The sequence below is a fragment of the Stenotrophomonas sp. ZAC14D2_NAIMI4_7 genome (genome assembly GCF_003086675.1).
Taxonomy (GTDB): domain Bacteria; phylum Pseudomonadota; class Gammaproteobacteria; order Xanthomonadales; family Xanthomonadaceae; genus Stenotrophomonas.
In genome coordinates this window covers 2,281,671-2,305,344 of sequence record NZ_CP025995.1, presented here as the reverse complement: position 1 = coordinate 2,305,344, position 23,674 = coordinate 2,281,671, and the positions used below count along the sequence as shown (strand labels likewise).

19 protein-coding genes are annotated in these 23,674 nt (G+C 67.1%); 8 read left to right on the top strand and 11 right to left on the bottom strand.

Annotated elements, in window-relative coordinates; all coding sequences use genetic code 11:
• Nucleotides 1-119 precede the first annotated feature (119 nt).
• The 3 genes from C1922_RS10595 to C1922_RS10585 are packed head-to-tail and all read left to right on the top strand — an operon-like array spanning nucleotide 120 to nucleotide 2,126.
• Nucleotides 120-743, top strand: coding sequence for a sigma-70 family RNA polymerase sigma factor (locus C1922_RS10595; protein WP_108749713.1), 624 nt, complete (start codon nucleotides 120-122; stop codon nucleotides 741-743).
• Nucleotides 740-1,420: a ChrR family anti-sigma-E factor gene (locus tag C1922_RS10590; RefSeq protein ID WP_108749712.1), complete on the top strand. Its 681-nt coding sequence runs from the start codon at nucleotides 740-742 to the stop codon at nucleotides 1,418-1,420. Before C1922_RS10595 ends, C1922_RS10590 begins: the two co-directional genes overlap by 4 nt.
• A gap of 19 nt (nucleotides 1,421-1,439) precedes the next feature.
• On the top strand, nucleotides 1,440-2,126 hold the full coding sequence (locus C1922_RS10585) for an oxidoreductase (RefSeq protein WP_108749711.1): 687 nt from the start codon (nucleotides 1,440-1,442) through the stop codon (nucleotides 2,124-2,126).
• Nucleotides 2,127-2,400: 274 nt separating this feature from the next.
• Here C1922_RS10585 and C1922_RS10580 read toward each other — a convergent pair whose 3' ends face one another.
• The 4 genes from C1922_RS10580 to C1922_RS10565 all read right to left on the bottom strand — a co-directional run bounded on the left by C1922_RS10580 (nucleotide 2,401) and on the right by C1922_RS10565 (nucleotide 8,210).
• Complete coding sequence (locus C1922_RS10580; RefSeq protein WP_108749710.1) at nucleotides 2,401-4,791, bottom strand: response regulator; 2,391 nt, start codon at nucleotides 4,789-4,791, stop codon at nucleotides 2,401-2,403.
• Complete coding sequence (locus C1922_RS10575) at nucleotides 4,784-5,254, bottom strand: response regulator (protein ID WP_108749709.1); 471 nt, start codon at nucleotides 5,252-5,254, stop codon at nucleotides 4,784-4,786. Before C1922_RS10575 ends, C1922_RS10580 begins: the two co-directional genes overlap by 8 nt.
• Nucleotides 5,251-7,491 carry an ATP-binding protein gene (locus C1922_RS10570; RefSeq protein ID WP_108749708.1) on the bottom strand — a complete coding sequence of 747 codons (2,241 nt, stop codon included), beginning with the start codon at nucleotides 7,489-7,491 and terminating at the stop codon, nucleotides 5,251-5,253. Before C1922_RS10570 ends, C1922_RS10575 begins: the two co-directional genes overlap by 4 nt.
• A gap of 101 nt (nucleotides 7,492-7,592) precedes the next feature.
• The gene (locus C1922_RS10565; protein WP_108749707.1) at nucleotides 7,593-8,210 is read right to left on the bottom strand and encodes a biliverdin-producing heme oxygenase; all 618 of its coding nucleotides are present in this window, start codon (nucleotides 8,208-8,210) and stop codon (nucleotides 7,593-7,595) included.
• A 33-nt stretch (nucleotides 8,211-8,243) separates the two neighbouring features.
• On the opposite strand from C1922_RS10565, the gene C1922_RS20810 reads away from it, so the two are divergent.
• Nucleotides 8,244-8,627 (top strand): hypothetical protein, encoded by a 384-nt coding sequence (locus tag C1922_RS20810; RefSeq protein WP_325051571.1) that lies wholly within the window; start codon nucleotides 8,244-8,246, stop codon nucleotides 8,625-8,627.
• A 15-nt stretch (nucleotides 8,628-8,642) separates the two neighbouring features.
• On the opposite strand, the gene C1922_RS10555 is transcribed toward C1922_RS20810, so the two are convergent.
• Nucleotides 8,643-10,811 carry a hypothetical protein gene (locus C1922_RS10555; protein WP_108749705.1) on the bottom strand — a complete coding sequence of 723 codons (2,169 nt, stop codon included), beginning with the start codon at nucleotides 10,809-10,811 and terminating at the stop codon, nucleotides 8,643-8,645.
• A gap of 116 nt (nucleotides 10,812-10,927) precedes the next feature.
• Between C1922_RS10555 and C1922_RS10550 the strand changes: the two genes are divergently transcribed.
• Nucleotides 10,928-12,781 (top strand): XVIPCD domain-containing protein, encoded by a 1,854-nt coding sequence (locus tag C1922_RS10550; protein WP_108749704.1) that lies wholly within the window; start codon nucleotides 10,928-10,930, stop codon nucleotides 12,779-12,781.
• Nucleotides 12,782-12,819: 38 nt separating this feature from the next.
• Here the strand turns inward: C1922_RS10550 and C1922_RS10545 are convergent, their stop codons facing one another.
• Nucleotides 12,820-13,098, bottom strand: a complete 279-nt coding sequence (locus tag C1922_RS10545; protein ID WP_108749703.1) for a hypothetical protein — start codon at nucleotides 13,096-13,098, stop codon at nucleotides 12,820-12,822.
• Between the two features lie 223 nt (nucleotides 13,099-13,321).
• Here C1922_RS10545 and C1922_RS10540 point away from each other — a divergent pair, with 223 nt between their 5' ends.
• Nucleotides 13,322-15,550: a TonB-dependent siderophore receptor gene (locus C1922_RS10540; protein ID WP_108749702.1), complete on the top strand. Its 2,229-nt coding sequence runs from the start codon at nucleotides 13,322-13,324 to the stop codon at nucleotides 15,548-15,550.
• A gap of 56 nt (nucleotides 15,551-15,606) precedes the next feature.
• Here the strand turns inward: C1922_RS10540 and C1922_RS10535 are convergent, their stop codons facing one another.
• Entirely contained in the window at nucleotides 15,607-16,302 is a 696-nt protein-coding gene (locus C1922_RS10535; RefSeq protein ID WP_108749701.1) for an HAD family phosphatase, read from the bottom strand.
• Between the two features lie 176 nt (nucleotides 16,303-16,478).
• Between C1922_RS10535 and C1922_RS10530 the strand changes: the two genes are divergently transcribed.
• A complete protein-coding gene (locus tag C1922_RS10530; RefSeq protein ID WP_108749700.1) occupies nucleotides 16,479-16,895 on the top strand; it encodes a hypothetical protein in 417 nt (138 codons plus the stop codon).
• Nucleotides 16,896-17,770: 875 nt separating this feature from the next.
• Here C1922_RS10530 and C1922_RS10525 read toward each other — a convergent pair.
• The 3 genes from C1922_RS10525 to C1922_RS10515 are packed head-to-tail and all read right to left on the bottom strand — an operon-like array spanning nucleotide 17,771 to nucleotide 21,609.
• Nucleotides 17,771-19,090, bottom strand: a complete 1,320-nt coding sequence (locus tag C1922_RS10525) for a cytochrome c (RefSeq protein WP_108749699.1) — start codon at nucleotides 19,088-19,090, stop codon at nucleotides 17,771-17,773.
• A gap of 10 nt (nucleotides 19,091-19,100) precedes the next feature.
• The gene (locus tag C1922_RS10520) at nucleotides 19,101-20,876 is read right to left on the bottom strand and encodes a GMC family oxidoreductase (RefSeq protein ID WP_108749698.1); all 1,776 of its coding nucleotides are present in this window, start codon (nucleotides 20,874-20,876) and stop codon (nucleotides 19,101-19,103) included.
• A 4-nt stretch (nucleotides 20,877-20,880) separates the two neighbouring features.
• The gene (locus tag C1922_RS10515; protein ID WP_108749697.1) at nucleotides 20,881-21,609 is read right to left on the bottom strand and encodes a gluconate 2-dehydrogenase subunit 3 family protein; all 729 of its coding nucleotides are present in this window, start codon (nucleotides 21,607-21,609) and stop codon (nucleotides 20,881-20,883) included.
• 175 nt (nucleotides 21,610-21,784) lie between these two features.
• Here C1922_RS10515 and C1922_RS10510 point away from each other — a divergent pair, with 175 nt between their 5' ends.
• Entirely contained in the window at nucleotides 21,785-22,714 is a 930-nt protein-coding gene (locus C1922_RS10510; RefSeq protein WP_234413282.1) for a LysR family transcriptional regulator, read from the top strand.
• On the opposite strand, the gene C1922_RS10505 is transcribed toward C1922_RS10510, so the two are convergent.
• Nucleotides 22,711-23,646, bottom strand: coding sequence for a GAF domain-containing protein (locus C1922_RS10505; protein WP_108749695.1), 936 nt, complete (start codon nucleotides 23,644-23,646; stop codon nucleotides 22,711-22,713). The genes C1922_RS10510 and C1922_RS10505 overlap by 4 nt on opposite strands.
• Nucleotides 23,647-23,674: the final 28 nt, after the last annotated feature.

Here is a 23,674-nt window from a genome sequence, read left to right as displayed (position 1 = left end):
TCAGGTGTGCCAGTACTACGTGGCGGGGTGGCCGGTGGATGCAACGGCCGCTGCATCCAAACGGCGCCTACGTGCGTAGAGGCACAGGAACCGCCTTCACCAGATTGCTGCCCCTGCCCATGTATGTTGAACGCCGCCCGCCCCGCAGCCCTTTCGACGCCGCCCGTCTCGTGTCCAGTGCCCAGCAGCCCAGCAGTGAGCCCACCAACTGGACCGGTGACATGGACGGTGTGGCCCGGCTGCGTGACCGTGCCTGCTTCCTGCGCATCTACGACCATTTCATGCCGCGCCTGTGCGTATACCTGCGGGGCCTGGGGGCTACACCGGCGATCGCCGAGGAGCTGGCACAGGAGGCGTTGCTGCGCCTGTGGCTGCGCGCGGCCGATTTTGATGCCGCGCAGGGCGCGCTGAGCACCTGGCTGTTCCGCATTGCGCGCAACCTGCATATCGACCGCGTGCGCCATGAACGTGGCTGGCTGCAGGCGCAGGCCGCGGTGGCCGATGCCGCCAGCTTCGACGTGGTCGAGCGCAGCAGTGCCGAACAGTACGCCGACCAGATACGGCTGCGCCAGCGCATCAATGAATTGCCGGCGGTGCAGGCACGGCTGGTGCGCATGTCCTACTTCGAGGCGCGCAGCCACGGTGAGATTGCTGCAGCGCTGGGCATGCCGCTGGGTACGGTGAAGTCACACCTGCGCCGGGCCTTCCTGCAGTTGCAGTCGAAGGTGGGAGGTGGCCAGTGAGCCCGCGCCACCATCTGCACGAGTCGACGCTGATCAGTTATGCGTCCGGCGGCCTGCCGACGGCGTTGAGCGTGGTCGCAGCCGCGCACCTGGAACAGTGCCCGGCCTGTCGCCAGCGGCTGCGGGATGCCGAGGCGATCGGTGCCGTGCTGCTGGAGCAGACCCAGCCTGCCGTGGACGAGGCGCGCCATGCGCAGCTGCGCATGGCCATGCTGGCGCAGATGGACCAGGCCGATGGCGGACTGGCTGTGCCCTGCGTGGCGGCCCGCGAAGTACCGAGCGAACGCCCGCAGGCGAACCCGGATCACCTGCCGGCGGCCCTGCATCCCTACTTCGGTGCGTCGCTGTCGGAGCTGCGCTGGCGCTGGATCGCGCCGGGGGTGTATTGCATCCGTGCGGCGCAGATGCCGTCGCTGATCATGCTGAAGATCGCCCCGGGCAAGTGCCTGCCCATGCACAGTCATGGTCAGAGTGAGCTGACCCAGATCCTGCGGGGCAGCTACAACGATGCACTGGGCCTGTTCGCGCCGGGCGATGTGGCTGACCTTGATGAAGAGGTCGAGCACCAGCCGGTTACCGCGCCGGGCGTGCCGTGCATCTGTGTGTCCGCGCTGGACGCGCCGCTGGTGTTCAGCGGCTGGCTGGCGCGCAAGATCCAGCGTTTTGTGAAACTCTAGCGCGCCGCAGGACCCGTGCATGAGCGCTGACAACACGCAATCCATGAAGATTCTCCTGGTCGGTAGCGGCGGTCTGGTCGGGCAGGGTGTTGCGCAGGCGTGCACGGCGTCTGCCGAGGTGGCGCAGGTCACCGCGCTGGTGCGTCGCGAGGGCGCGGCCCCTGCGGGGTTCGAGGAACGGGTGCTGCCCGACTTCCTGCAGGCCGCGCACGCCGATCTGCCGTGGGCGGGATGCGATGCGTGTTTCTACTGCGCAGGTGCGCCGCCACTGGGCACGCCCGAGGCCGAATACCGGCAGGTGACGGTGGACGCCACGCTGGCCGTCGCCCGCGCGTGGGCCGCCGCCAATCCGCAGGGCTGCTTCCTGTATGTATCCGGGGCATATGCCAACCCGGCCAGTCGCATCATGCCGCTGCGGGTGAAAGGTGAGATCGAGCAGGCGCTGGCGCGACTGCCGGTGCGCACGGTGATGTTGCGGCCCGCAGGCGTACAACCGGTGGCGGGCACCGGGCCCCGGCACGCGCTGATGAAGCCATTCTACTGGGTGGCCGCGCCGTTGATGGGGCTGGCCGGAAGCGTGCTGCCGTCGCTGACGGTCAGCAACCGCGCGATCGGTGAGGCGATGATCGCACTGGCCGGCATGGCGCAGCCCCCCGACGTGGTGGAGTGCGCGCAGATCCACCGTTTCGCGAGGGCGGAACGGTAGCAGCCAACCGTGGTTGGCGTGCATTTCCCTGCCATTTTCGGGGCCCACCTTGGTTGGCCTGCATTACCGCGCCTTGGTAGGGGCCAACCTTGGTTGGCCCGCATTACCGCGCCTTGGTAGGGGCCAACCTTGGTTGGCCCGCAGCGTGTGCCGACCAAGGTCGGCACCTACCAGGGCGCGGTGCGTGTGCCGACCAAGGTCGGCACCTACCGGGGCGCGGGGCGTGTGCCGACCAAGGTCGGCACCTACCAGGGCATGTGGTGGGGCCGGGGGGTCAGGGCGCCAGTGCGTTGCGCACCGATTCGGCCAGGTCGCTGCGGGTGAATGGCTTGGACAGCAGCGGTGCGCCGCGCCCGGGGCTGCCTACGGTGTCGTGGTCGCGCGGGTAGCCCGAGGTGAACAGGACGGCCACCGAGGGCCAGCGCTCGCGCACCTGTCGACCCAGTTCCCAGCCGGACATGCCCGGCATCACGATGTCCGAGAACAACAGATCGATCTGGGTGTCGGGCCGCTCCAGCAGGCGCAGGGCGGACGGCCCATCGTGTGCTTCCAGCACGCGGTAGCCCAGCTGTCGCAGTGCATCCACGGTGTAGGCGCGCACGTCGTCGTTGTCCTCGGCCACCAGGATCGACTCCTCGCGCGCTTCGTAGCTGGCCCAACCGGTCTGCGTCGGCGCCGCTTGGCTGGGCAGGGGCAGGGTTGAGCGCGGAAACATCATGGTGATGCTGGTGCCGCCGCCGGGGATCGAATCGATCAGCACATGGCCGCCGGACTGCTTCACGAAGCCATGCACCATCGACAGCCCCAGCCCCGTACCGCGGCCCACCTGCTTGGTGGTGAAGAACGGTTCGAACACCTTGGCCAGCGTTTCGGCCGACATGCCGTGGCCGTTGTCGCGCACCCGCAGCATCACGTATTCGCCAGGCGCTGCATCGGGGAACAGGGCGGCGTAGTCATGGTCCAGGTGACTGTTGTCGATTTCGATCACCAGCTGGCCGCCGTGGTCCATGGCATCGCGTGCATTCACGGCCAGGTTCAATACCGAGACTTCCAGCTGGCTGACATCCAGTTCCACGCACCAGATGTCGTCAGCGCTGCGGATCTCCAGCTGCACCAGCTCGCCCAGGGCGCGCTGCAGCATGTCCTGCATGCCGTGCACGGCGTCATTCAGATTCACCGCCTGGCTGTGCAGCGGTTGCCGGCGGGCGAAGGCCAGCAGGCGCTGGGTCAGGCTGGCGGCACGGTTGACGCCCTTCAAGGCGTTGTCCAGCGCCCGCGCGGTCATGCCGGCCGGTTCGCCATTGCGCTGGTTCAGCAGCATGGCGTGTTCCACATTGCCGGCGATGACGGTCAGGATGTTGTTGAAGTCGTGGGCGATGCCGCCGGTCAGCTGGCCCACGGCTTCGATTTTCTGTGATTGCCGCAGCGCATGTTCGGCCTGCACACGTGCAGTGGTTTCCACCGCTTCGCAGACCACCGCCGCCACCTGGCCGTCGGGGCCCAGCAGCGGTCGCAGCGAGAAGTCGAAACTGCGCTTGCCGGTGGGCAGTTCCAGTTCGAACGCATGCAGCGACGGGGTGCCTGCGGCCGCATTCTGCACTGCCTCGGTGACGGTGCGCGCGGCCTGCGGGGTCGCGGCAAACCAGGCGGTGCTGGAAAACTGCGCGCCCACGACGTCCGGCTTGCTGGCCAGCACCGCTGCCAACGAGGCCACGTTGGCATCGATCACCCGCCCGTCCAGATCCAGCAGCACCTGGTGCTGGAAGCTGGACTCAAAGATGGCCTGCAGGCGCCGCTTGCTGGCCTGCAGTTCGGCGGTGCGTGCCTGCACCTGCTGCTCCAGCGACTGGTTGTCCTGGCGCAGCGCCAGCTCGGCGCGCTTCAGCCCGGACACATCACTGCCCAGGCAGGTATAGCCGGTCACCGTGCCGTCGGCAGCGAATTCGGGCACGCAGTCCATCTGCACGAAGCGCGCTTCGCCGCTGCGGTGGGTCAGGGTGATCTGGAAGCTGGCGCGCTCGCCGGCCAGTACCCGTTCCAGGCTGGGCAGTGCCTGCTGGAACGAGGCGCTGTTGCCGATGTCGGCCGGCTGCTTGCCCAGCAGGTCGTCCAGGGCAATGCCATGCCAGTCCAGGAAGGCCTTGTTGGCGAAGCGGTAGCGATGGTCCGCACCCAGGTGCGCGATCAGTGCGGGAATGGCATCGGTGATCTGTTGCAGTTGTGCCTGGCTGTGCTCCAGCGCTGTGCGCGCCTGCGCCAGTTGGTTGCGCTCGCGGGCTTCATCGCGGGCACGCCGGATCGCGTCCGGCAGTCGCTGCAGCCGCTGCTTGACCACATAATCGCGCGCGCCGCGGGTCAGTGCCTGCACGGCCAGTTCTTCGGTCAGCGTGCCGGAGACAAAGATGAAAGGGATCTGCGGCGCGTGCTCGCGCGCCAGCGCCAGTGCGGTATCGCCGTCGAACCCCGGCAGCACATGGTCGGCCAGGATCACGTCGAACTGTGCCGATGTGATGGCCGCCAGGAATGTGTCGTGCGCCCACACCCGGTGGGTATCGAAGCGCAGGCCGGAGCGCTGCAGCTGGGCCGTGATCAGTTCGGCATCCAGCGCGCTGTCTTCCAGCATCAGGATCCGCAGGCGGCCGCCTGCAGGCGCGGGGTCATTCATGGGTGGGGGAGTTCCCGTTGCCGCCGCGATGCGGAGGTGGCTGGTTGGTGATGCCCCAGAACATGCCAAGGCCCTGGATGGCGTCGAAGAATTCCTTGAAATCCACCGGCTTGACGACAAAGGCATTGACGCCCAGCTGGTAACTGCGGACCAGATCCTGCTCTTCGCGCGATGAGGTCAGCATGACGATCGGAGTGCTGCTCAGTTCCGGGTCCTCGCGCACCTGCTGCAGTACTTCCAGACCATTGATCTTGGGCAGTTTCAGGTCCAGCAGGACCACCACGGGTCCACCGTGGAAGGTGCCGGCGAAATTGCCCTGGCTGCGCAGGTAGTCCAGCGCTTCGGCGCCATCGCGCACGTGCACCACGTCGTTGAGCAGCTGGCAGCGCGCAAGCGCGGCCAGGGTCAGTTCGGCGTCCTTGGGGCTGTCCTCGACCAGGAGGATCGGCCGCAGATCCCTCATGGGTGTTCTCCGGTAGAAAGGGGAAGGGTGAAATAGAGCGTGGCACCTTCACCCAGCGTGCCTTCGGCCCAGGTGCGGCCGCCATGGCGGCCGATGATGCGGCGCACATTGGCCAGGCCGATGCCGGTACCTTCGAATTCGTCTTCGTGGTGCAGGCGCTGGAACACGCCGAACAGCTTGTCCACGTAGCGCATGTCAAAGCCGCAGCCGTTGTCGCGCACATGGAAGATGTCTTCGCTGGCGCTGCGGTGGTGGCCTACTTCAATCACGGCGTCGGCAACGTCGCGGGTGAACTTGACCGCGTTGGACAGCAGGTTCTGCCAGACCAGGCGCAGCATGGTGGGATCGGCCTCGACCACCGGCAACGGACCGATACGCCAATCGATGCTGCGACCGGCATAGTCCAGCGCCAGGGTCCGGCGCACATCCTGCGCCAGCGCGCCCATGTCGATATGCATGCGGCCAAGGGTCGAACGGCCCATCTGCGAGAAACTCAGCAAATCATCCACCAGGGTGCCGGCGGACTTGGCCGATTCCACGATGGTGTCCAGGAAGCGCCGTTCGTTCTCGCTCAGGCGCTCGGCCGCCGAGCTGCCCAGCAGTTCGGAGTAACCCACGATATGCCGGAACGGGGCGCGCAGATCGTGGCTGACCGAGTACGAGAACGCTTCCAGTTCCTTGTTGCTGCGCACCAGCTGTTCGTTCAGTTCGGCCATCTCTTCGGCCTTGCGCAGCACGATATCAACGATGGCCGTGCGCATTTCGTGCGCGGCCTCGGCGTCGGCGTCAGTCCAGGGCAGGCTGCGTTGCTGCACGGTTTCCTTCCATGCTTCGAAGGAATGGCGTGGCGACAGCGCCGTTCCCGGATCGCTGGATTTGCGCGGATCGCCGCCCCAGCGCACGGTGCGCACCACTTCGGGCCGGAACCACATCAGGTAGCTGTCGTGCAGTTGCGAAATGGACACCGCCAGCACGCCACTGGCCACGTCGCTCAGGCCCGCGGCTGACGGCCAGACACCGGCAAGATGGTCGGTGTGGAACACTTCTTCGCCCGGGTGCTCGGCAGCCACCCAGTGCGCCAAGCGCAGGATGTCCTCGCGGGCCGGGCACTGGCCGACCCGCATGCAGTCCCCCTTGTGCACGATCGCCGCGCCGGCGGCCTCGGTCAGCGCGAGCAGATTGCTGTGGTCCTGGCGCAGCGCCGCCATGAAGTCTTCATCGCCGGCCATGCGGCCCAGCAGCTTGACCAGCAGCGAACGGCGGATCACCCGCTCTTCCACCACCCGCCCGCGCTCTTTCAGCGCAATCTGCAGCGACAGGATCTGGCCCATGAACTCGCAGGCCGTGCGCACGGGGTAGGGCAGGCGGCGGGCATTGGCGGTATGGCAGGACACCAGTCCCCACAAGCGGCCTTCGTGGATCAGCGAGACCGACATCGACGCGCCGGTGCCCATGTTGCGCATGTACTGCAGGTGCACCGGAGAAACACTGCGCAGCACCGCCAGGCTGAGGTCGGTGGGCGCTGCGTCAGCGGCCGCTGCATCGCGCACCAGCGGCACGGCGGTGTAGTCCGAATCGGCGATCAGGCGCACCCGGTTGCGCCGGTACAGCTCGCGTGCCTGCGCCGGAATGTCAGATTCGGGGAAGCGCAGGTCCAGGTAAGAAGGCAGCACGCCGTTTCCATCCTCGGCCACCACGGTGCCGTTCCAGGCGCTGTCGAATTGATAGACCAGAGTGCGGTCGAAGCCGGTCATCGCGCGCATGTGCTGGGCGGCCAGCTGGCACAGATCGGCCACGGTGGCAGCCGATTCGATCTCGGACATCAGGCGGCGGATGGCCGGATAGAGCTCCTCCAGCGAACTCGGCTGGCCAGGCACCGGGCTTTCCAGTTCCACCAGCAGATCGTGCTGCGAGCGGTGCACCAGCAGTTGGTGGCGGCCATGCCCGTCCAGGTGCACAGCGCCCACGTGCACGCTGCTGTCGACCGCCGTGCGGCGCAGCTGCGGCAGGAACGGGGCGAGCACGCCGCCCAGCACCGCGTCCAGCGGCTGCCCGAGCGGTTCGCCAAACTGCTGTAGCAGAGAGTCCTGGCTGATCGCGCGCTCGCGTACCTGCAGCGTGGCCGGATCGGCGACCAGCAGCACCCCGTAGGGCTGGATGGCGCCGGGTGTGTGGATCGGCTCGCGGGCACAGACGGACAGCGCCAGATCGTTCACGGCGTCAGTGGCGTTGGACATGAAGACAGGAACCCGGAAGTGGTGAGGCGGCGCGGGCGCGCGCCTGGAACAAGGACAGCAAGAGGCATCTGCCCACTATCGCACTGCTGTCAACGGCTGGATCAGGCATTTCTGAACGCTTCATCCACGCGTCGCCCGACAAACGAAAAGGCCGCGCAGGCCGCAGCGGCCACCTGTACGCGCTGCGCATCCGTCAGCGCGAGCGCGTCCATCGCGGCCCGCACGTTGCGCCAATGCGCGGCGACCCCGGCTGTGGCGGGCGCCAGATGGCGTGCGCCGAAACCCACGTGCAGGCCCAGGCGGGCTGCATGGTGCAGCAGTACCGCCGCGCCCATGCTGGAACCTTCAGCCACGTACCACCAGCCCAGCGCCACCGGCAGCGGGGCAGTGGCCAGCACCGGTGCGTCGGCGGACGGCATCGCAGCGTGTGCACCCAGATCCTGCAGATCGGCCAGCACCTGCGTGTGCTTGCACGGTTCTGATGCCGCCATCGGCAGATCCGGCCGCCGGTACAGCGCTGCCGCCGCGCCATGGAACTGCGCCTGCACCTGCAGGAAGCGCAGGTAGTCGCGGCGATCATCGAAGATGCCCAAGGCCATCAGGCGTTGGTCCAGGCGCTCGTGGGTGCTGCGCGTGGCCGTCTTCAGCATCGCACTGAGCGACTCGTAGGGGGCAGAAGAGGAGGCAGCGCGCTGCGCGCAGGGGGTGGGGACGGACATTGGCGTAACGCTAGCAGAAGCAGTGTAAACGCGGTGAAGAGATTTCGCCTGGGTTGCACCGGCAGTGAACACCGGCTGCACGCCGGCAACGCTACGGTGGGCGCCTACCTCCCCGCTGGCCATCCCGTGAACCTGCAGCCCACCCCCGCACGCCCCTCCTTCCGGCACACCTTGCCTGATACCTGCCGGTTCGATCTGTTGCAGATCGATGCGCTGAAGGACCCCAGCAGCGGGCGCATCGTCCATCTGTACTCACTGGTGGCGCGTTGCCATGGCTGCGCGCAGGTGTTCACCGCCCACGAAGGCGCCGGCTTCATCAGTACCTCGGTGGCGCGCATCCTGCGCTGCCCGGAAGGCTGTGGTGAGCACGCGTTGAGGCCGCGCGTGCTGCGCGACTGGCAACCGGCCGCGGCCTGAGCCCGGCCGGCGCCGTCACGGTGCCGGCGCCAACAACGCAGGACGGCCGTCGAACCAGTCGCGCGCGCCGGCCAGGTGCCACTGGCGGCGATCGCCATCCAGTTCGATGCCTGCGCCGAGCACGCCCCAGCGCAGATACAGATCGCCCTTGCGGCGCTGCTGCAGCAGATCCAGCCGCGCCCGCAGCGAGAACCGGTCGTTCTCCGCCTGCAGGTCATCAAGCACCAGGTGGCCGGGCTGCCAGCGCAGCGCGGTCTTTGCCTCCACCCGCCCGGAATCGAGCAGTTTCAATACCCAGCCCGGGTAGTCGCCGCGTTCGGCAAACACCGCCAGCAGCGGGCCGGCATCGCTCATGGCCACCCGCGCCCGCGCGTCCACCTGGAAGGGGGACTGGGCATCGATGCGGCCCTCGTCAACGTCCAGTCGGCCCTGCCACCCCTGCGGTCCCGGCCGGCCATCAATCTGCACGTTGCGCAGTTCCACCGCGCTGCCGGCCAGGTCGAACCAGCGCTGGCGGAAGTCGCCGCGCTGCAGGGTGCCGTCCACACGGGTGTCGGCACGCAGGTCCAGGCCGGCAAGCTGCAGGCGCGCGCCCTGGCCGAGCAGACGCGCCGTGCCCTGGCCGATGCGGCCATCGGTATCCAGCCGGACGTCACCACTCAGGCGCGCCGTGCCCGACACCAGGCGCACCTGCCCATTGCCCAGGAAGCGGTTGTAGGCCGAAAGATCGGGAATGTCCGCATCGCTGAAGCGGAGCCGGGCACGCACGCCGCGGCGCAGCTCACGCAGCCGACCGTCACCGCTCAGCTGCAGTGAAAGATCGCGCCCCTCGAACAGGGTGGCCGCATCCTTGCTCTGGGTGCGCGCGGAGAAACGCGGCAGCCGCACGTCCAGTTCGGCGCGGGTAGGGGTGCCGGCCTTCAACTCACCGTGGGCACTGGCGGTGCCGGCCATGCGCACGCCGGCCACTTCTGCCACGGCTTCGGCCGCGGGCAGGTCCACGGTGCTGCCGGCCATCAGCTCACCATCCTGCACGCGCAGGTCAGCCTTCAGTACGCCGCCGCCGTCCAGCTGGAACCAGGGCTTGCGCACGAACAGGGCCGGAATCCAGTTGAGCGAGGTGAACGTCCATTCGCCCTGTACCTGGCCGGACGTGCGCTCCAGCAGGCTGGCCGGATCGTCGAAGGGAATGTGGTGGCCGCGGATGTGCAGGTCGGCATCCAGTGCCGCGCCGCGCTCAGGGCGTGGCGGCAACCGCGCCTGCACGCGCATGTCCTGCGCCACATCCAGCTGCAGCGCCAGCACGCCGCGATCGGGCGCGCCGTCACCCAGCTGCAGCGGCACCCGCCAGATGGCACGGGTGCCGGGCATCAGCGCGCCGCGTTGCAGAGCCACGTGCGCCTGCAACTGGCCGGCCAACGGTGAACTGGCGATGGCGACCTGCTGGGCGTCGGTGTTCATGCGCAGTCCCTGACTGCGCGCAGTGATGTCCAGCGTGCCTTCCACCAGGGTGAACTTGCGGATGCCCGGTGCCTGGTCGCGGTAGTGCCGCGGGTAGCGGAAGGTGGATTTCAACTGCATGCCCGACAGCAGTTGTACGCCGTCGTAGCTGGCGAAGGCATCGTTGAATTCGACCTGCGAATCCAGCAACTGCGACGGCCCACCCCGCAGCTGCTTGACGAAGCCCACGGTGCCGCTGCCGCCGCCCTGCAGCAGCAGCTTGCCGAAGCGTGCGCTGCGGATGCTGTCGCTGTGGATCGCGTCGAAGCGCAGTGTCCAGCCCTGGTCACCACGCGGCGGCGAGGGCACCACGTCCTGCACACGCTCTATTTCCGCCGACACCCCGGTCGCCTGCAGGTGCGGTACGCGCACCTCACGGCGGAACAGCGGCAGCACCGCCAGCCGCGCACTGGCCCGGTCGGCGTGCAGCACATACACCGTGTGGTTCACGTGGCCGCGCATATGCACGTTCCAGGCAATCACATGGCCGGGCAGCAGGGTAATGGCCGGGCCGGTGGACATCACGAACTTGTGCGGCTTGCGGTTGGTCACCGCATCGAACAGCGGCGTATTCAGGAAAATATTGCCGGCCAGCAGATACAGCGCCTGCACCCCCAGCAGGCACCACGCCAGCAGCCGCCAACCACGTGGCCAGGTGGAAAAGTGGAAGATGCGGCGGGGCATGCGGGCCTTCTCGATGGGACGTGGTTCACTATCTCGAACACTGCGGCGGTGCCGCGTGAACGCAATTGCGCGTCGGCTGCCATAATCAAGCGGTCTACGTTCAAGGAGCCCACGGCATGAATGCCACTACCCGCACGGAAGGCGCAGCCACTCAGGACGCGCACGCGGCCAACGCCAGCGCGGCGTTCGATCCCACCTACGTATCCGGCAATGGCGAAGCGCAGTTGAAGGGCGCCGGCCATGCCATCACCGTGAACGGCGAAGACCAGTCGGTAAAGCTGGCGCAGGAAAAGAAGCTGTCAGGCACCGGTCCCGGCACGCAGTTCCGCGGTGCGTCGGTGGCCGCTGCAGCCACGCCCACCCGCGACGGCACGGATTACCTGGTAACGGTCGACAGTGTGGTGGGCAACCGCATGAAGGCCGGCGGCTTCACCCAGGAAGACAGCGCCGGCGCACGTGGTCGCTACCGCGTCAGCCTGCCGCACGGTGCGCTGGATACCGATCCCACCACGGTGAATCCCTTCGATCCGCAAAGCATTCCCAAGGGTGGCAGCGTCACCCTGGACGGGCAACATTTCAGTGGCACCGCGCTGGAAGGACGCTTCCGCAATATTGCCATCCAGAGCCAGGTGACCGAGGCGCAGGGCGCCAGCTACCGCGTGGATCACCTGGACGATGGCCGCGTACGCGTCACCACCGGCCCGAACCAGGCGGTGGAAGCGTTCAACGGCGTTGGCTTTGCAGCGGGCAAGCTGGCCGCCGTGGCCGGGCGCCAGGACGCGCTGGGGCAATCCACGGTGCGCACCGCCACCTTCGATCTTGAGCAGGTGGATGGCCGCGCCGCCTATCAGCACTTCATCGACACCGGGGTGATGGATGCGCACACCCCCGGCGTGCAGGACCTGGCCACCGTGGAACGGCTGGGCATGAGTTCACAGACGCGCCTGAAGGTGGGCGTGGGCGATGCGTTCAACCTGGACGTTGCCGGGCAGCGCAACAGCGGCGACGTGGTGCGCGTACGCCACGAGGACGGCAGCTTCACCGAACACCGCAGCGTGGAATACAGCGGCAACGTACCCGTCAGCCGTTTCAGTGCCTACGGTGCCGATGGCCAGGAAGACATCGCCCAGCGCCGCTATCAGTTCCAGATCGACCTGCGTGACCACGAACACGGCGAACAGGTTGCCGGCATGGTGAATGCCGCGCTGACCGGCAACGCGGCCGGCGATCGTGGTCCGTTGCATGTCGGGGTGGAGAACACCCTGGTACTGGATGAGCCGCAGATGCGCGCCCTGATGGAGCGCACCCAGGCCATGGTGAAAGACAATCCGATGCTGGGCCCCGACTGGCGCCTGCTGGCCGAGGACGGGCAGGGCAGGCCACAGCAGGATGTGGATGCGTTCGCCGCCGCGCTGGCACGCAACCAGGGCCATTCGGCCCATGGGCTGGGCGAGCGCTTGTTCCGCGTCGCGTCTGCCGAAGGCCGCGAACTGCAGCCGATCGAGGCCAGCGTGCAGTCGCAGGCCTTGCAGGACCTGCCGCCGCCTTCACCGTTGCTGCCTCCGCACGACCCGCGCAATGAAGCCAGCCCACGGCACGGTCTGTGGCTGCAGACGCAGGGTGCGGTGAACAGTCTGGACCAGGCCATGGGGCGGCAGCCCGACCAGGCCAGTGAGCGGCTGGGCATGGCGCTGCTGGTGGCCGCCACCCACAAGGGCATGGAACGGGTGGACCAGGCGGTGCTGAGTGACGATGGCCGCTACGCCTTCGCGGTGCAGGGCGAAGCGCATGCCCCCGACCGGCAGATTGCCCGCACCGATACCGCGCAGGCGGTGGCCACACCGGTGGCCGACCACGTGCGCGAACTGCAGCAGATGCCAGAGCGTGCCGCACCGGAAGCACAGGTGGCGCAGCAGCGCGAGCAGGAGCAGGTGCAGCAGCAGGAGACAGCGCGCAGTCTGGCGCGCTGATGTAGCGCCGGGCCATGCCCGGCGTTCCCTGTGGGCCCTTAACCGGGCAGTTCGCACTGCATCTTGCCGTCCACGTAGTACGGCTTGGGCACGTTCGGGTTCTCGCTGGTCTTCTCGAACACCACTTCAAACGTGTCGGGAGCGGGCGTGCCCTTGCGCTCGGTGCAGGCGTCCTGCAGTTTCTTCTTCACCGCGGTGATGCCGGCATCGCGGTTGGCGCCATCGGCGCTGTTGGTCAGGTTCACCGTTTCGGCCCAGGCAAGGGGGCTCAGGGCCAGCAGGGCGGCCGTGGCGGCCAGGGTGTGCAGCTTGCTCATCCAATGTCCTCGTTGCGTTCCATGGGTGCAACCCGGCGCGAGCGCCCGGCGCTGGCCCAGTATCGAAAAGCGCGGTTAACGCGGCGTCGGTACGGCCGACCGTCCGGCAGCAGGCCGCCTGAATCACGGACGTTAGTGCGAACCATTCGCATTTGATATCATTTCATGCGTCCTTAACAGTGCCGCGGCCCACCGCTGGTGCCCCTTCCTGGCAGGTTCCCCGATGAATTCCCCCGTATTTCCCGTCCGCTCACCACTCAGCACCGCGTTGGCTTTGGCCCTTGCACTGTGCGCACCGCTGGCCGCCCAGGCGCAGTCGCAGACGCCGGACGGCAGCAGCCCCACCGACCTGGATGCGGTGCATGTGAACGCCTACCGCACGCTCACCCACACCTCTGGCGCCACCAAGACCGACACCCCGGTTGCGGAGATGGCCAAGTCGGTGTCGGTGATCGCGCGCGAGGAACTGGATGCGCGCGGCGTGCAGACCTTGAATGAGGCGATGCGCTACGTGGCCGGTGTATCGCTGGAAAGCAGCGGTATCGACAACCGCGTGGATGATTTCCGCATCCGCGGCTTCGATGCCGGCAGCTGGAGCAACAACGTCACCATCGACGGCATGCGCGCGCCGCAGGGCGGGCAGTGGAACCGCACCATGGTGGACAGCTGGAACCTGGACCGCGTGGAAGTGCTGAAGGGTCCGTCGGCGGTGATGTACGGGCAGGTGGCTCCGGGTGGCATGGTCAACCAGGTCAGCAAGACGCCTACGCCGGACCAGCAGCAGATCGTGCAGCTGGGCGTGGATGGCAATGGCCAGTACAGCACCGCCTTCGACGTGGGCACCGCATCGGCGGACAAGCAGCACCTGGGCCGCCTGGTGGGCCTGTACCGCGATGGCGACACCCAGATCAAGCACACCGAGCAGGAGCACTGGTTCCTGGCGCCCAGCTACACCTTCCAGATGGCCGAGCGCACGCGCCTGACCCTGCTGGGCCTGTACCAGCGCGACGATGGCGGCTCCACCTACCAGTTCCTGCCGATGGACGGCACGCTGAACGCCACGCCATATGGCCACATGAAGAACAGCACCTTCATTGGCGAACCGCGCTGGAACACCTACGACCGCACCATCTGGTCGGCGGGCTGGATGTTCGAACATGCGTTCAATGAGAACTGGACGTTGAGCCAGAGCGCGCGCCGCCTGAACGTCGATTCCACCTTCCGCACCGTGGTGACCAACGGCGCACTGAATGCCGACGGCCGCACGCAGAAGCGCCGCGCGACCTGGGGTGAAGGCGATTCGCGCGGCGATACCGCCGATACGCGCCTGACCGGCAAGTTCAGCACCGGCGCGGCCCAGCACACGCTGCTGCTGGGCGTGGACTGGCAGAAGGCCGATTGGGATGCGGCGCGCGGTGCGATGGGCACGGCCACCGATACGCCCAATGCCATCGACATCTTCAACCCGGTCTACACCGGCTACATTCCGGCCACCACCTCGATCAGCTACTCCGGTGGCATCAACCGCCAGACCGGTGTGTACCTGCAGGACCAGATCGCGCTGGACAAGTGGCGCTTCACCCTGGGCGGCCGCTACGACTGGACCAAGGATGACACCTGGACCCAGACCTATACCGTGGCCAGCAACCGTTTCGGCGCGCGTACCCCCAGCCGGATCAAGAACGAGGCCTTCAGCGGCAACGCCGGCGTCCTGTTCGTGGCCGACAACGGTCTGACCCCGTACCTGAGCTACGCCGAATCGTTCCAGCCGGCCGGCAGCACCGCCACCCAGTCGTTCGACCGCACGCCGTTCGATCCGATCACTGGCAAGCAGTGGGAGGCCGGCGTGAAGTACCAGCCGGCCAACTTCGATGGCCTGGTGACCCTGTCGGCCTACGATCTGCGCCAGCAGAACGTGCTGACCGATGATCCGGACAGCAGCCACAACACCTGCGGCACCACTGGCACCAGCCAGTGCCAGGTACAGGATGGCGAAGGCCGCGTGCGGGGTGTGGAACTGGAGGGCCGGGTGACCCCGCTGGCCGGTTTCAGCGTGATCGGTGCAGCGGCCTGGATGGATTCGGAAGTGACCCGCAGCAACAACGGCTACCGCGGCAAGCAGTTGGCGATGGTGCCGGACTGGACCGCCTCGCTGTGGGGCGACTACACCTTCCAGGGCGGTGCGCTGGAAGGCCTGAGCCTGGCGGCCGGCGTGCGCTACAACGGCAAGAGCTACGGCGACAGCGCCAACCTGTACCTGATTCCGTCGTACACCCTGTGGGATGCCGCGATCCGCTATGACATCGGTCAGTACGGCAACGTCGGCACGCAGGTGTCACTGAATGTCAGCAACCTGGCCGACAAGCGTTTCGTGTCGACCTGCACCGGCGTGTCCTCGTGCTATTACGGCACCGGCCGCACGGTGACCGCAACCGCGCGTTTCACCTGGTGATCTGCGCGGGCTGATGCAGTGCTGACGCCGCTCTCGCACGAGAGCGGCGTTGGCGATCAGGCCGCCGTACGGCCGGTATACGCCGCCAGCACCGCTGGCAGGTCGTGCATGGATTCGAAAATGACATGCGCACCGGCCGCACGCAGCGCCTCGGGCGTGCTGTGGTACTGGCCGCCCGGGCTGTAGCCGAACACGGTGGCACCGGCGGCCACGCCGGCGGTCGCACCAGTCACGGTGTCTTCGATGACCGCGCAGCGCGCCGGGTCCACGCCCAGTGCAGCGGCGGCGGCGAGATACACATCGGGGTAAGGCTTGGTCCGCGGCTGGTCCTGGCCGCTGAAGATCTGCCCGTCGAAGGCATCGAGAATGCCGATCTTGCCCAGTTGCAGGCGTACCTTCAGCAGATCGGCACCGGACGCGCACGCGATGCGGCCCTGGGTGAGGGTCTGCAGCGCCCGCACGGCGGCAGGCGCACCGGGAATCCCGGTCAGATCGCGCTCCAGCGCCACGTTGCGTTGGCGGCGGAACTCATCGAGCCACGCCTCGGTGAACGGCTTGCCGGTGCGTTCTTCGATCAGACCGGCCAAGCTGGCGACCGATTTGCCCAGGAACACATCGGCGGCCTGCTGCTGGGTAAGTGGCCAACCGCGTTCGGTCAGCATGTCCGAGAGCACGCGGGCGACCAGCGGCTCGGAATCGACGAGGACACCATCGCAGTCGAACAGCACGGCATCGAAGGGGAAGGGGACCATGGGGACTCCGGGCAAAGCGAAGTCCGGAATTCTCGCACGCCGATGATGCAGGCGCTTTGCCCTGGTAGGTGCCCACCTTGGTGGGCACGCTGTTCGCCTAAGTGCCAACCAAGGTGGGCACCTACAACGGCCCGCGCGGGGTAGACTGCCTCGATGACGCACTGCCAGGAGGGCGAATGAAGGCGATCACGATGGCACGCACGGCGGTCTTGCTGCTGGCAGTCGCTGCGGCAGGCTGCAGCACCTTCGCACGGCCGCCGTCGACGAATCTGCGTCTGGTCACTCTGGTGCCGGCCGAAACGAGAGTTCTGCTGACCGCTGCGGCTAGCGGCACCATCGAGCCGATAGGCGAGTGCGTGTACTTTGTCAGTGCATCGGGACAACGTCGATTGGCGCTGTGGCCAGACTATTTTGAACTGGCCAGGCAGGACGGTGTGCCTATCGGCGTACGCAGCACGTCCAGCAACACTGTCGTGGCGTTTGGGCAGACACACACCTTTGGCGGCGGAGAGCTATCCTCGTTGCCGCAGATGCTGACCCAGCCGATGCCAGCAGGCTGCCGCGGTCCGGCGATGATGCTTTACTTCAATTAGGGCAGCGCGTGCTGCGGCTTTGGTGGGCGCGGTTTTCGCTTCGGCGCCGCTGCGCGGCAGTGCCAACCAAGGTTGGCACCTACCAGGGCAATGCACCCCGACGCTTGGGTAGGTGCCCACCTTGGTGGGTACGCTTTGCGCTTGAGTGCCAACCAAGGTTGGCACCTACCAGAGCAATGCACCCCGACGATTTGGTAGGTGCCCACCTTGGTGGGCACGCTTTGCGCTTCGGTGCCAACCAAGGTTGGCACCTACCAGGGCAATGCACCCCGACGATTTGGTAGGTGCCCACCTTGGTGGGCACGCTTTGCGCTTCGGTGCCAACCAAGGTTGGCACCTACCAGAGCAATGCACCCCGACGCTTTGGTAGGTGCCCACCTTGGTGGGCACGCTTTGCGCTTCGGTGCCAACAAAGGTTGGCACCTACCAGGGCAATGCACCCCGACGCTTTGGTAGGTGCCCACCTTGGTGGGCACGCTTTGCGCTTCGGTGCCAACCAAGGTTGGCACCTACCAGGGCAATGCACCCCGACGCTTGGGTAGGTGCCCACCTTAGTGGGCACGCTTTGCGCTTCGGTGCCAACCAAGGTTGGCACCCACCAGAGCAATGCACCCCGACGATTTGGTAGGTGCCCAGCTTGGTGGGCACGCTTTGCGCTTCGGTGCCAACCAAGGTTGGCACCTACCAGGGCAATGCACCCCGACGCTTTGGTAGGTGCCCACCTTGGTGGGTACGCTTTGCGCTTGAGTGCCAACCAAGGTTGGCACCTGCCAGGGCAATGCTCCCCGATGCTTGGGTAGGTGCCCACCTTGGTGGGTACGCTTTGCGCTTGAGTGCCAACCAAGGTTGGCACCTACCGGGGCAATGCACCCACGCTACGGTGCTTCCTGCCGCAGCTTCTTCGCCTGCGCCGCATTCACCGCGCTGGCCTTGTTGCCAAAGTCCTGGCGGATGAAGGTCGCCAACTGCGCGATCTCTTCATCGCTCAGCCGATCGGCGAAGCCGGGCATGCCCAGGTTGGACGGCCGCTGCGCAGTGGAAGGCAGCGCGCTGCCATGCAGCAGCAGGCGCACCAGCGTGGTCGGGTCATCGGCCAGCACCGTGGGGTTGCCGGCGAGGGCGGGGAACACATTCGCATAGCCCTTGGCGTCGGTGCGATGGCAGGCAGCGCAGTTGTCCACGTACAGTTCGGCGCCACGGCTGTCGTTCACGCCGGCCTGCAGCTTGCGCGCGGTCGTATCGTCCTGCGCGTACGCCGACGGATCGTGCGCGCTGGCCGGCAGGCTCTTCAGATAGACCGCCATGGCCTGCAGGTCGGCATCGGTCAGGTGCTGGGTGCTGTGCACCACCACGTCGGCCATCGGCGAACCCACCACCGCGCTGTGTGCGTTGCGTGCGGTGCGCAGGGTATCGACGATGTCCTGCGTGCTCCAGCGGCCCAGGCCATCGGCATTGTTGCCGCGCAGGTTCACCGCATTCCAGCCATCGATGATCTGCCCGCCGGCCAGGTACGCGCTGCCCGATTCATCCAGTGCCTGTTCCTGCAACGCCAGCCCGCGCGGGGTGTGGCAGCTGCCGCAATGGCCCAGGCCCTGCACCAGGTAGGCGCCGCGTGCCAGTTCGGCGCTGGCATAGCGGCTGGGGTCGAAGGCCACCGCGTCTGCTTCGGGGGCGAAGGTCTTGCGCCAGATCGCCAGCGGCCAGCGCATCGACAGCGGCCACGGAATGTCGGCGGCCTGGTTGGCCTCCTTCACCGGGGCGATGTCACCGTGCAGGAAATAGGCATGCAGCGCCCGCACATCGTCATCGGTCAGGCGTGCATAAGAGGGGTAGGGCATGGCCGGGTACAGGGTGCGGCCATCGGGGGTGATGCCGTGGCGCACGGCACGGTCGAAATCATCCAGCGAATAGGTACCAATGCCTGTGTCGCGGTCCGGGGTGATGTTGGTGCTGTAGATGTTGCCCAGCGGCGAAGCCACCGGCAGACCGCCGGCGAACGGCCTGCCGCCGGGCCGGGTATGGCAGGCGGTGCAGTCGCCAGCCGCGGCCAGGTAGCGGCCACGTTCGATCAGCGCCGCATCGGCCGCCGGCGCATCGCCCAGCACCCGCGTGCGGGTCGGCACGAAGGCGTAGGCCAGGGCCAGCAACAGCACCACCAGGGCAAGCACCACGATCCACAGGAGAAGCTTCTTCATGGGCGTCTCCTCAGGCCTGTACCAGCGGGCCCGGATCGGGCAGGTACTTTTCGCGGATGGCCGTGGCCGCCCAGTACGCCAGCCCACCGACCAGCCCGGTGGGGTTGTAGCCGTTGTTCTGCGGGAACGCGTTGGCGCCGATCACGAACACGTTCGGCACGTCCCAGCTCTGCAGGTAGCGGTTCAGTGCCGAGGTCTTCGGGTCGGCGCCCATGATCGCGCCACCGCAGGTGTGGGTGCTCTGGTACTTGGTGATGTTGTAGTGCTCGCCGTCCTTCTTGGCATCACCGCTCATGGAAAGCGGATTCAGCACGCGGCTCATCTCCATGGCCTTGCCGACGAAGAACTGCGAGGCCTTGATCTCGTTGGGGTGCCAATCGAAGGTCATGCGCAGCAGCGGCCGCCCGAAGCTGTCGGTGTAGTTCGGGTCCAGGCTGAGGTAATGCTGGCGGTAGGCCATGCACGCGCCCTGTACTTCGTAATAGAAGTTGTGGCGGAAGTTGTCCGCGGCCGCCTTCTTCCATGCCGCGCCCCAGCTGGGCGTACCCGAAGGCACGTTGATGCCGCGCACCGGGCCGGCGCCGGGCTGCCGTGCCCAGACCAGGCCACCACCAACGAAGCCGGCCTTGGCATTGTCCAGCTGATTGCCGTTCAGATCGTCCATGGTGGTGCCCGCACCGCCAATGCCGATGAAGCCATTGGCCTGCACGTTCTTGTCGAAGAACAGCACCACCCGGTTGAGGTTCTGGTAGGAGTAGTTGCGCCCCACCGTGCCGGTGTTGGATTCGGGATCGTAGGGCGTACCGATGCCGGACAGCAGCATCAGATGCACGTTGTAGAGCTGGAAGGCGCACAGCAGCACCAGGTCGGCCGGCTGCTGCACTTCGCGGCCCTGCGCGTCCAGGTAGGTCACGCCGGTGGCGTGCTTGCCGGTGCTGTCCAGGTCCACCTTCAACACCTGCGAATGGGTGCGCAGTTCGAACTTCGGCCGCTGGCGCAGCACCGGCAGGATGCAGGCGTTGGGGCTGGCCTTGGAATAGTTCAGGCAGCCGTAATCACTGCAGAAGCCGCACGCATTGCACGGGCCCAGCTGGCAGCCGTAGGGGTTCACATACGGGCCGGAGGCATTCGAGGCCGGAATGGGATACGGATGCCAGCCCATTTCCTTGGCCGCCTTGTAGAACAGTTCGCCGCCCAGGTAATTGGGGTTGGGGCCCAGCGGGTACTCGGCCGAGCGCGACCCTTCAAACGGGTTGCCGCCGGGCTGCACCACGCCGTTGATCACACCGGCCTTGCCGGACGTGCCGCAGACCAGCTCGAACATGTGCAGGTGCGGTTCCAGTTCGGCATAGGTCAGCGGGAAATCCTGGATGGTCATGTCATCGGGAATGAAGCGTTTGCCGTAGCGTTCTTCCACGTTGGTGCGCAGCTTCATGTCTTCCGGCAGCGGGCGGAAATGCGCGCCCGACCAGTGGCTGCCCGCACCGCCCACGCCGGTGCCGGGCTTGAACGATCCCATCTGCCGATAGGGGACAGCGGTATCGGCCGGGGTGTGGCGAATCGTGACCGTTTCCTGCGCCAGGCTCTGCAGGTAGCGGCGGTGCACCGAACCTTCCAGCTCGTCCACCACGTTGGGGTAGGCGAAATCGGGCTGGGTATCGCGGTCGCCGCCGCGTTCCAGCGCAACCACGTGCAGGCCGGCGTCGGTCAGTTCCTTGGCCAGGATCGCTCCGGTCCAGCCCATGCCGACGATCACGGCGTCTACTTTCGGTTTCGTGATGGCCATGCGCTCAGCCCCTCCGCCCGGCCAGGTCCACCGGCGGCAGCGGGTAGGCCTTGTCGCGCACCCCGATCCAGTCCAGGTAGTCGGCACGCATGCCGGGGTAGCCGATCATCTTCCACGCGGCCATGCCCTTGTTGGCCCCGTACTTGGGGTCGGCGAAGTAGCCGTTCTTCACCTCGCCCAGCAGGTTGGAGAAGAACAGCTTGCTGGAGATGGCGTCCAGTTCCAGCTTGCCGCCCTCGGCGGCCTTCAGCACGGTTTCCTGCTGGGCGTGGTCCAGCTGGGCGAAAGTCTTGCCCTGGAACTGTGCGCGGCAATGCGCATCGACGGCGCCAATACCCACGCGCACGATATCGCGCAGCGGCAGCTTGCCCTGGTAGCCGAATTCGCTGGGCGCTTCCAGGAACGGGCCCTGCATGTACCAGATGGCGCCGGCGGCGTAAGGCGTCTGCATGTGCCGGTCGAGGAATTCGGGCACCCCCGATTCCACCGCGCCGGGACCGGTCTCGTCGGCGGGGATCAGCCGATCGCAGGCCGCAACGATGAAGGCCCATTCGGCGGCGTTGAAGAATTCGGGGCGGTAGTCGGCAGTATCAGCGGCAGGTGCCTGCGCCTCTGCCGCCGTCGTGCCGGGCGCACAGGCAGGCAGCGCGGCGGCCACGGGAATCAGGGTCAGGCCCTGGAAAAAGCGGCGGCGGCTCAGCGCCGGCGCCATCGGTTCGGCGTCATCGTTCATTGCAGGGTGGCTACCTGTGGGGTGGCTGGTGCACAGCTTCGCGCGCGTCCTGTCGCGGTGGCTTGCTCGACATCGGGCCCGGCGCCGACCGCTCCCAGGCCGACATGGATCGATCCATTGTGTTGCTGCGTGATGCTTTCCGGAATGGCAATATGGGAAAGGTGCTGTTGCCTGAATGGAAAGAATCGCGATGATCGAAGACCTGGGAGAGCTGCGCACCTTCGATCGCATCGTGCATGGCGGCAGCCTGTCGGCCGCCGCGCGCGACCTGGGGGTGTCGCTGGCCGTGGTCAGCAAGCGGCTGTCAGCGCTGGAGCGCCGGTTGCAGGTGCGCCTGCTCAACCGCAGCACGCGCCGGGTCTCGCTCACCGACGAGGGCAGCGTGTTTCACCTGCACTGCCGCCAGGTACTGCAGGCGGTGGAGGCGGCCGAAGCGGCCCTGGCGCAGCGCCAGGACCTCGTGGCCGGCGTGTTGCGGGTCACCGCCCCGAATGGTTTCGGTCGGCGCCACGTGGTGCCGGCGGTGCGGCGGTTCCAGATGGCCCATCCCGGCGTGCGCGTGCATCTGTCGCTGCGCGACGAGGTCGTCGATCTGGTGGGCGAGGGCATCGAGCTGGCCCTGCGCTACGGCACGCTGGACGATTCACGCCTGGTCGCCCGGCAGCTGGCGCCGAACCGGCGGGTGCTGTGCGCATCGCCGGATTACCTGCAACGGCGCGGCATGCCGCACAGCATCGCCGAACTGCAGGAGCACGACTGCATTGCCTCGGGCAGCCCGCCGGTCAGCCACTGGCGCTTCGGCCAGGGCGATGCCGCGCTGGCCCTGCCGCTGCAGGCCAGCACGCTGTGCGACGACGGTGAGGCGGCGCATCTGATGGCACTGCAGGGCGCCGGCATTGCCCGTAAATCGATCTGGGACGTGGCCGAAGACCTGCAGGCCGGGCGCCTGGTGGAAGTGCTGCCCGACCACGCCCTGGCCACCTCGCCGTTGAGCGCGGTGCATGGTTCGGGCAAGCAGTTGGCACCGCGCGTGCGCGTGTTCCTGGACCACCTGCTGCAGCACCTGCGCAGCACGGTGGCCTGGCGCTACGCCAACGCCGATTAGCCGAGCGCGTCCTTGGCGCTGGCCAGTGCCTGGTCAGCGCGCACGAACACCGCGGTGGTGTTTTCCTCTCGCGTACCGGTGGCCACGCCCAGCAGCAACGGGCGGCCGAGGCGGCCGGCGGCTTCATCGGCCACACCCTGCAGCGCATGCAGTGTGGCATCGGCCTGGTCGGAGCCCAGCACGGCAATGAACTCACCGCTGCCGGTGACCCGGTTGATGCTGTCGCCACGCTCGGTCTGCAGACAACGCTCCAGCGCCGCATCCAACTGCTGCAACTGGCGGTCCAGGCCACGCTCGCCCAGTTGTTCGGCCAGCGCGGCCAGATCCTGTAGTTCCAGGATCACGATGGTGTAGGGCGTGCCCGCCGCAGCGGTGTCATCGCCGATGGGTTCGGCAGCAACGGTCTGCTCCAGCAGGGCCACCACTTCCTGTTCGCGCTCGCGGCTGCGCGCTTCCATCAGATTCATGGTCAAGCGGGCCAGCGCCTGCAGGGCCTCGCGTTGCACCGGGGTAAGCGAACGCGGTGACAGGTCCAGCACGCACACGGTACCCACGGCGGCGCCGCTGCCAGTCACCAGCGGCATGCCGGCGTAGAATCGCGCGCCGAGTTCCTTCAACAAAGGGTTGTCGGCGAAGCGCGCGTCCTGGTTCAGATCGCCTACCTCCAGCATCTGGCTGGGCTCACGGATCGCGTGGTCGCAGACCGCCACGTCGCGATCCGTCTGCCCGCCATCAACGCCGGTGCGTGCCTTGAACCACTGGCGGTCACGATCGACCAGACTGACCAGGGCCATCGGCGTGCCGCATACGGCGGCGGCCACTTTCACGATGTCATCGTAGGCAGGCTCGGGCAGGCTGCCGACAATGTGCAGGGCATCGAGCGCACGCTGGCGTTCGGTTTCGGAAAGGGCGGTCGAAGCGTGGTCGGTCATTGCGTTCCCGGGCAGGCGTTGGACGCGA

What these genes read in the sequence shown, in the direction of transcription:
- C1922_RS10580 (WP_108749710.1), bottom strand. Translation starts at nt 4,791, where the DNA reads ATGAATGACCCCGCGCCTGCAGGCGGCCGCCTGCGGATCCTGATGCTG.
- C1922_RS10550 (WP_108749704.1), top strand. Translation starts at nt 10,928, where the DNA reads ATGAATGCCACTACCCGCACGGAAGGCGCAGCCACTCAGGACGCGCAC.
- C1922_RS10530 (WP_108749700.1), top strand. Translation starts at nt 16,479, where the DNA reads ATGAAGGCGATCACGATGGCACGCACGGCGGTCTTGCTGCTGGCAGTC.
- C1922_RS10545 (WP_108749703.1), bottom strand. Translation starts at nt 13,098, where the DNA reads ATGAGCAAGCTGCACACCCTGGCCGCCACGGCCGCCCTGCTGGCCCTG.
- C1922_RS10520 (WP_108749698.1), bottom strand. Translation starts at nt 20,876, where the DNA reads ATGGCCATCACGAAACCGAAAGTAGACGCCGTGATCGTCGGCATGGGC.
- C1922_RS10525 (WP_108749699.1), bottom strand. Translation starts at nt 19,090, where the DNA reads ATGAAGAAGCTTCTCCTGTGGATCGTGGTGCTTGCCCTGGTGGTGCTG.
- C1922_RS10510 (WP_234413282.1), top strand. Translation starts at nt 21,785, where the DNA reads ATGGAAAGAATCGCGATGATCGAAGACCTGGGAGAGCTGCGCACCTTC.
- C1922_RS10515 (WP_108749697.1), bottom strand. Translation starts at nt 21,609, where the DNA reads ATGAACGATGACGCCGAACCGATGGCGCCGGCGCTGAGCCGCCGCCGC.
- C1922_RS10535 (WP_108749701.1), bottom strand. Translation starts at nt 16,302, where the DNA reads ATGGTCCCCTTCCCCTTCGATGCCGTGCTGTTCGACTGCGATGGTGTC.
- C1922_RS10575 (WP_108749709.1), bottom strand. Translation starts at nt 5,254, where the DNA reads ATGAGGGATCTGCGGCCGATCCTCCTGGTCGAGGACAGCCCCAAGGAC.
- C1922_RS10570 (WP_108749708.1), bottom strand. Translation starts at nt 7,491, where the DNA reads ATGTCCAACGCCACTGACGCCGTGAACGATCTGGCGCTGTCCGTCTGT.
- C1922_RS10540 (WP_108749702.1), top strand. Translation starts at nt 13,322, where the DNA reads ATGAATTCCCCCGTATTTCCCGTCCGCTCACCACTCAGCACCGCGTTG.
- C1922_RS10565 (WP_108749707.1), bottom strand. Translation starts at nt 8,210, where the DNA reads ATGTCCGTCCCCACCCCCTGCGCGCAGCGCGCTGCCTCCTCTTCTGCC.
- C1922_RS10555 (WP_108749705.1), bottom strand. Translation starts at nt 10,811, where the DNA reads ATGCCCCGCCGCATCTTCCACTTTTCCACCTGGCCACGTGGTTGGCGG.
- C1922_RS10585 (WP_108749711.1), top strand. Translation starts at nt 1,440, where the DNA reads ATGAGCGCTGACAACACGCAATCCATGAAGATTCTCCTGGTCGGTAGC.
- C1922_RS10505 (WP_108749695.1), bottom strand. Translation starts at nt 23,646, where the DNA reads ATGACCGACCACGCTTCGACCGCCCTTTCCGAAACCGAACGCCAGCGT.
- C1922_RS10595 (WP_108749713.1), top strand. Translation starts at nt 120, where the DNA reads ATGTATGTTGAACGCCGCCCGCCCCGCAGCCCTTTCGACGCCGCCCGT.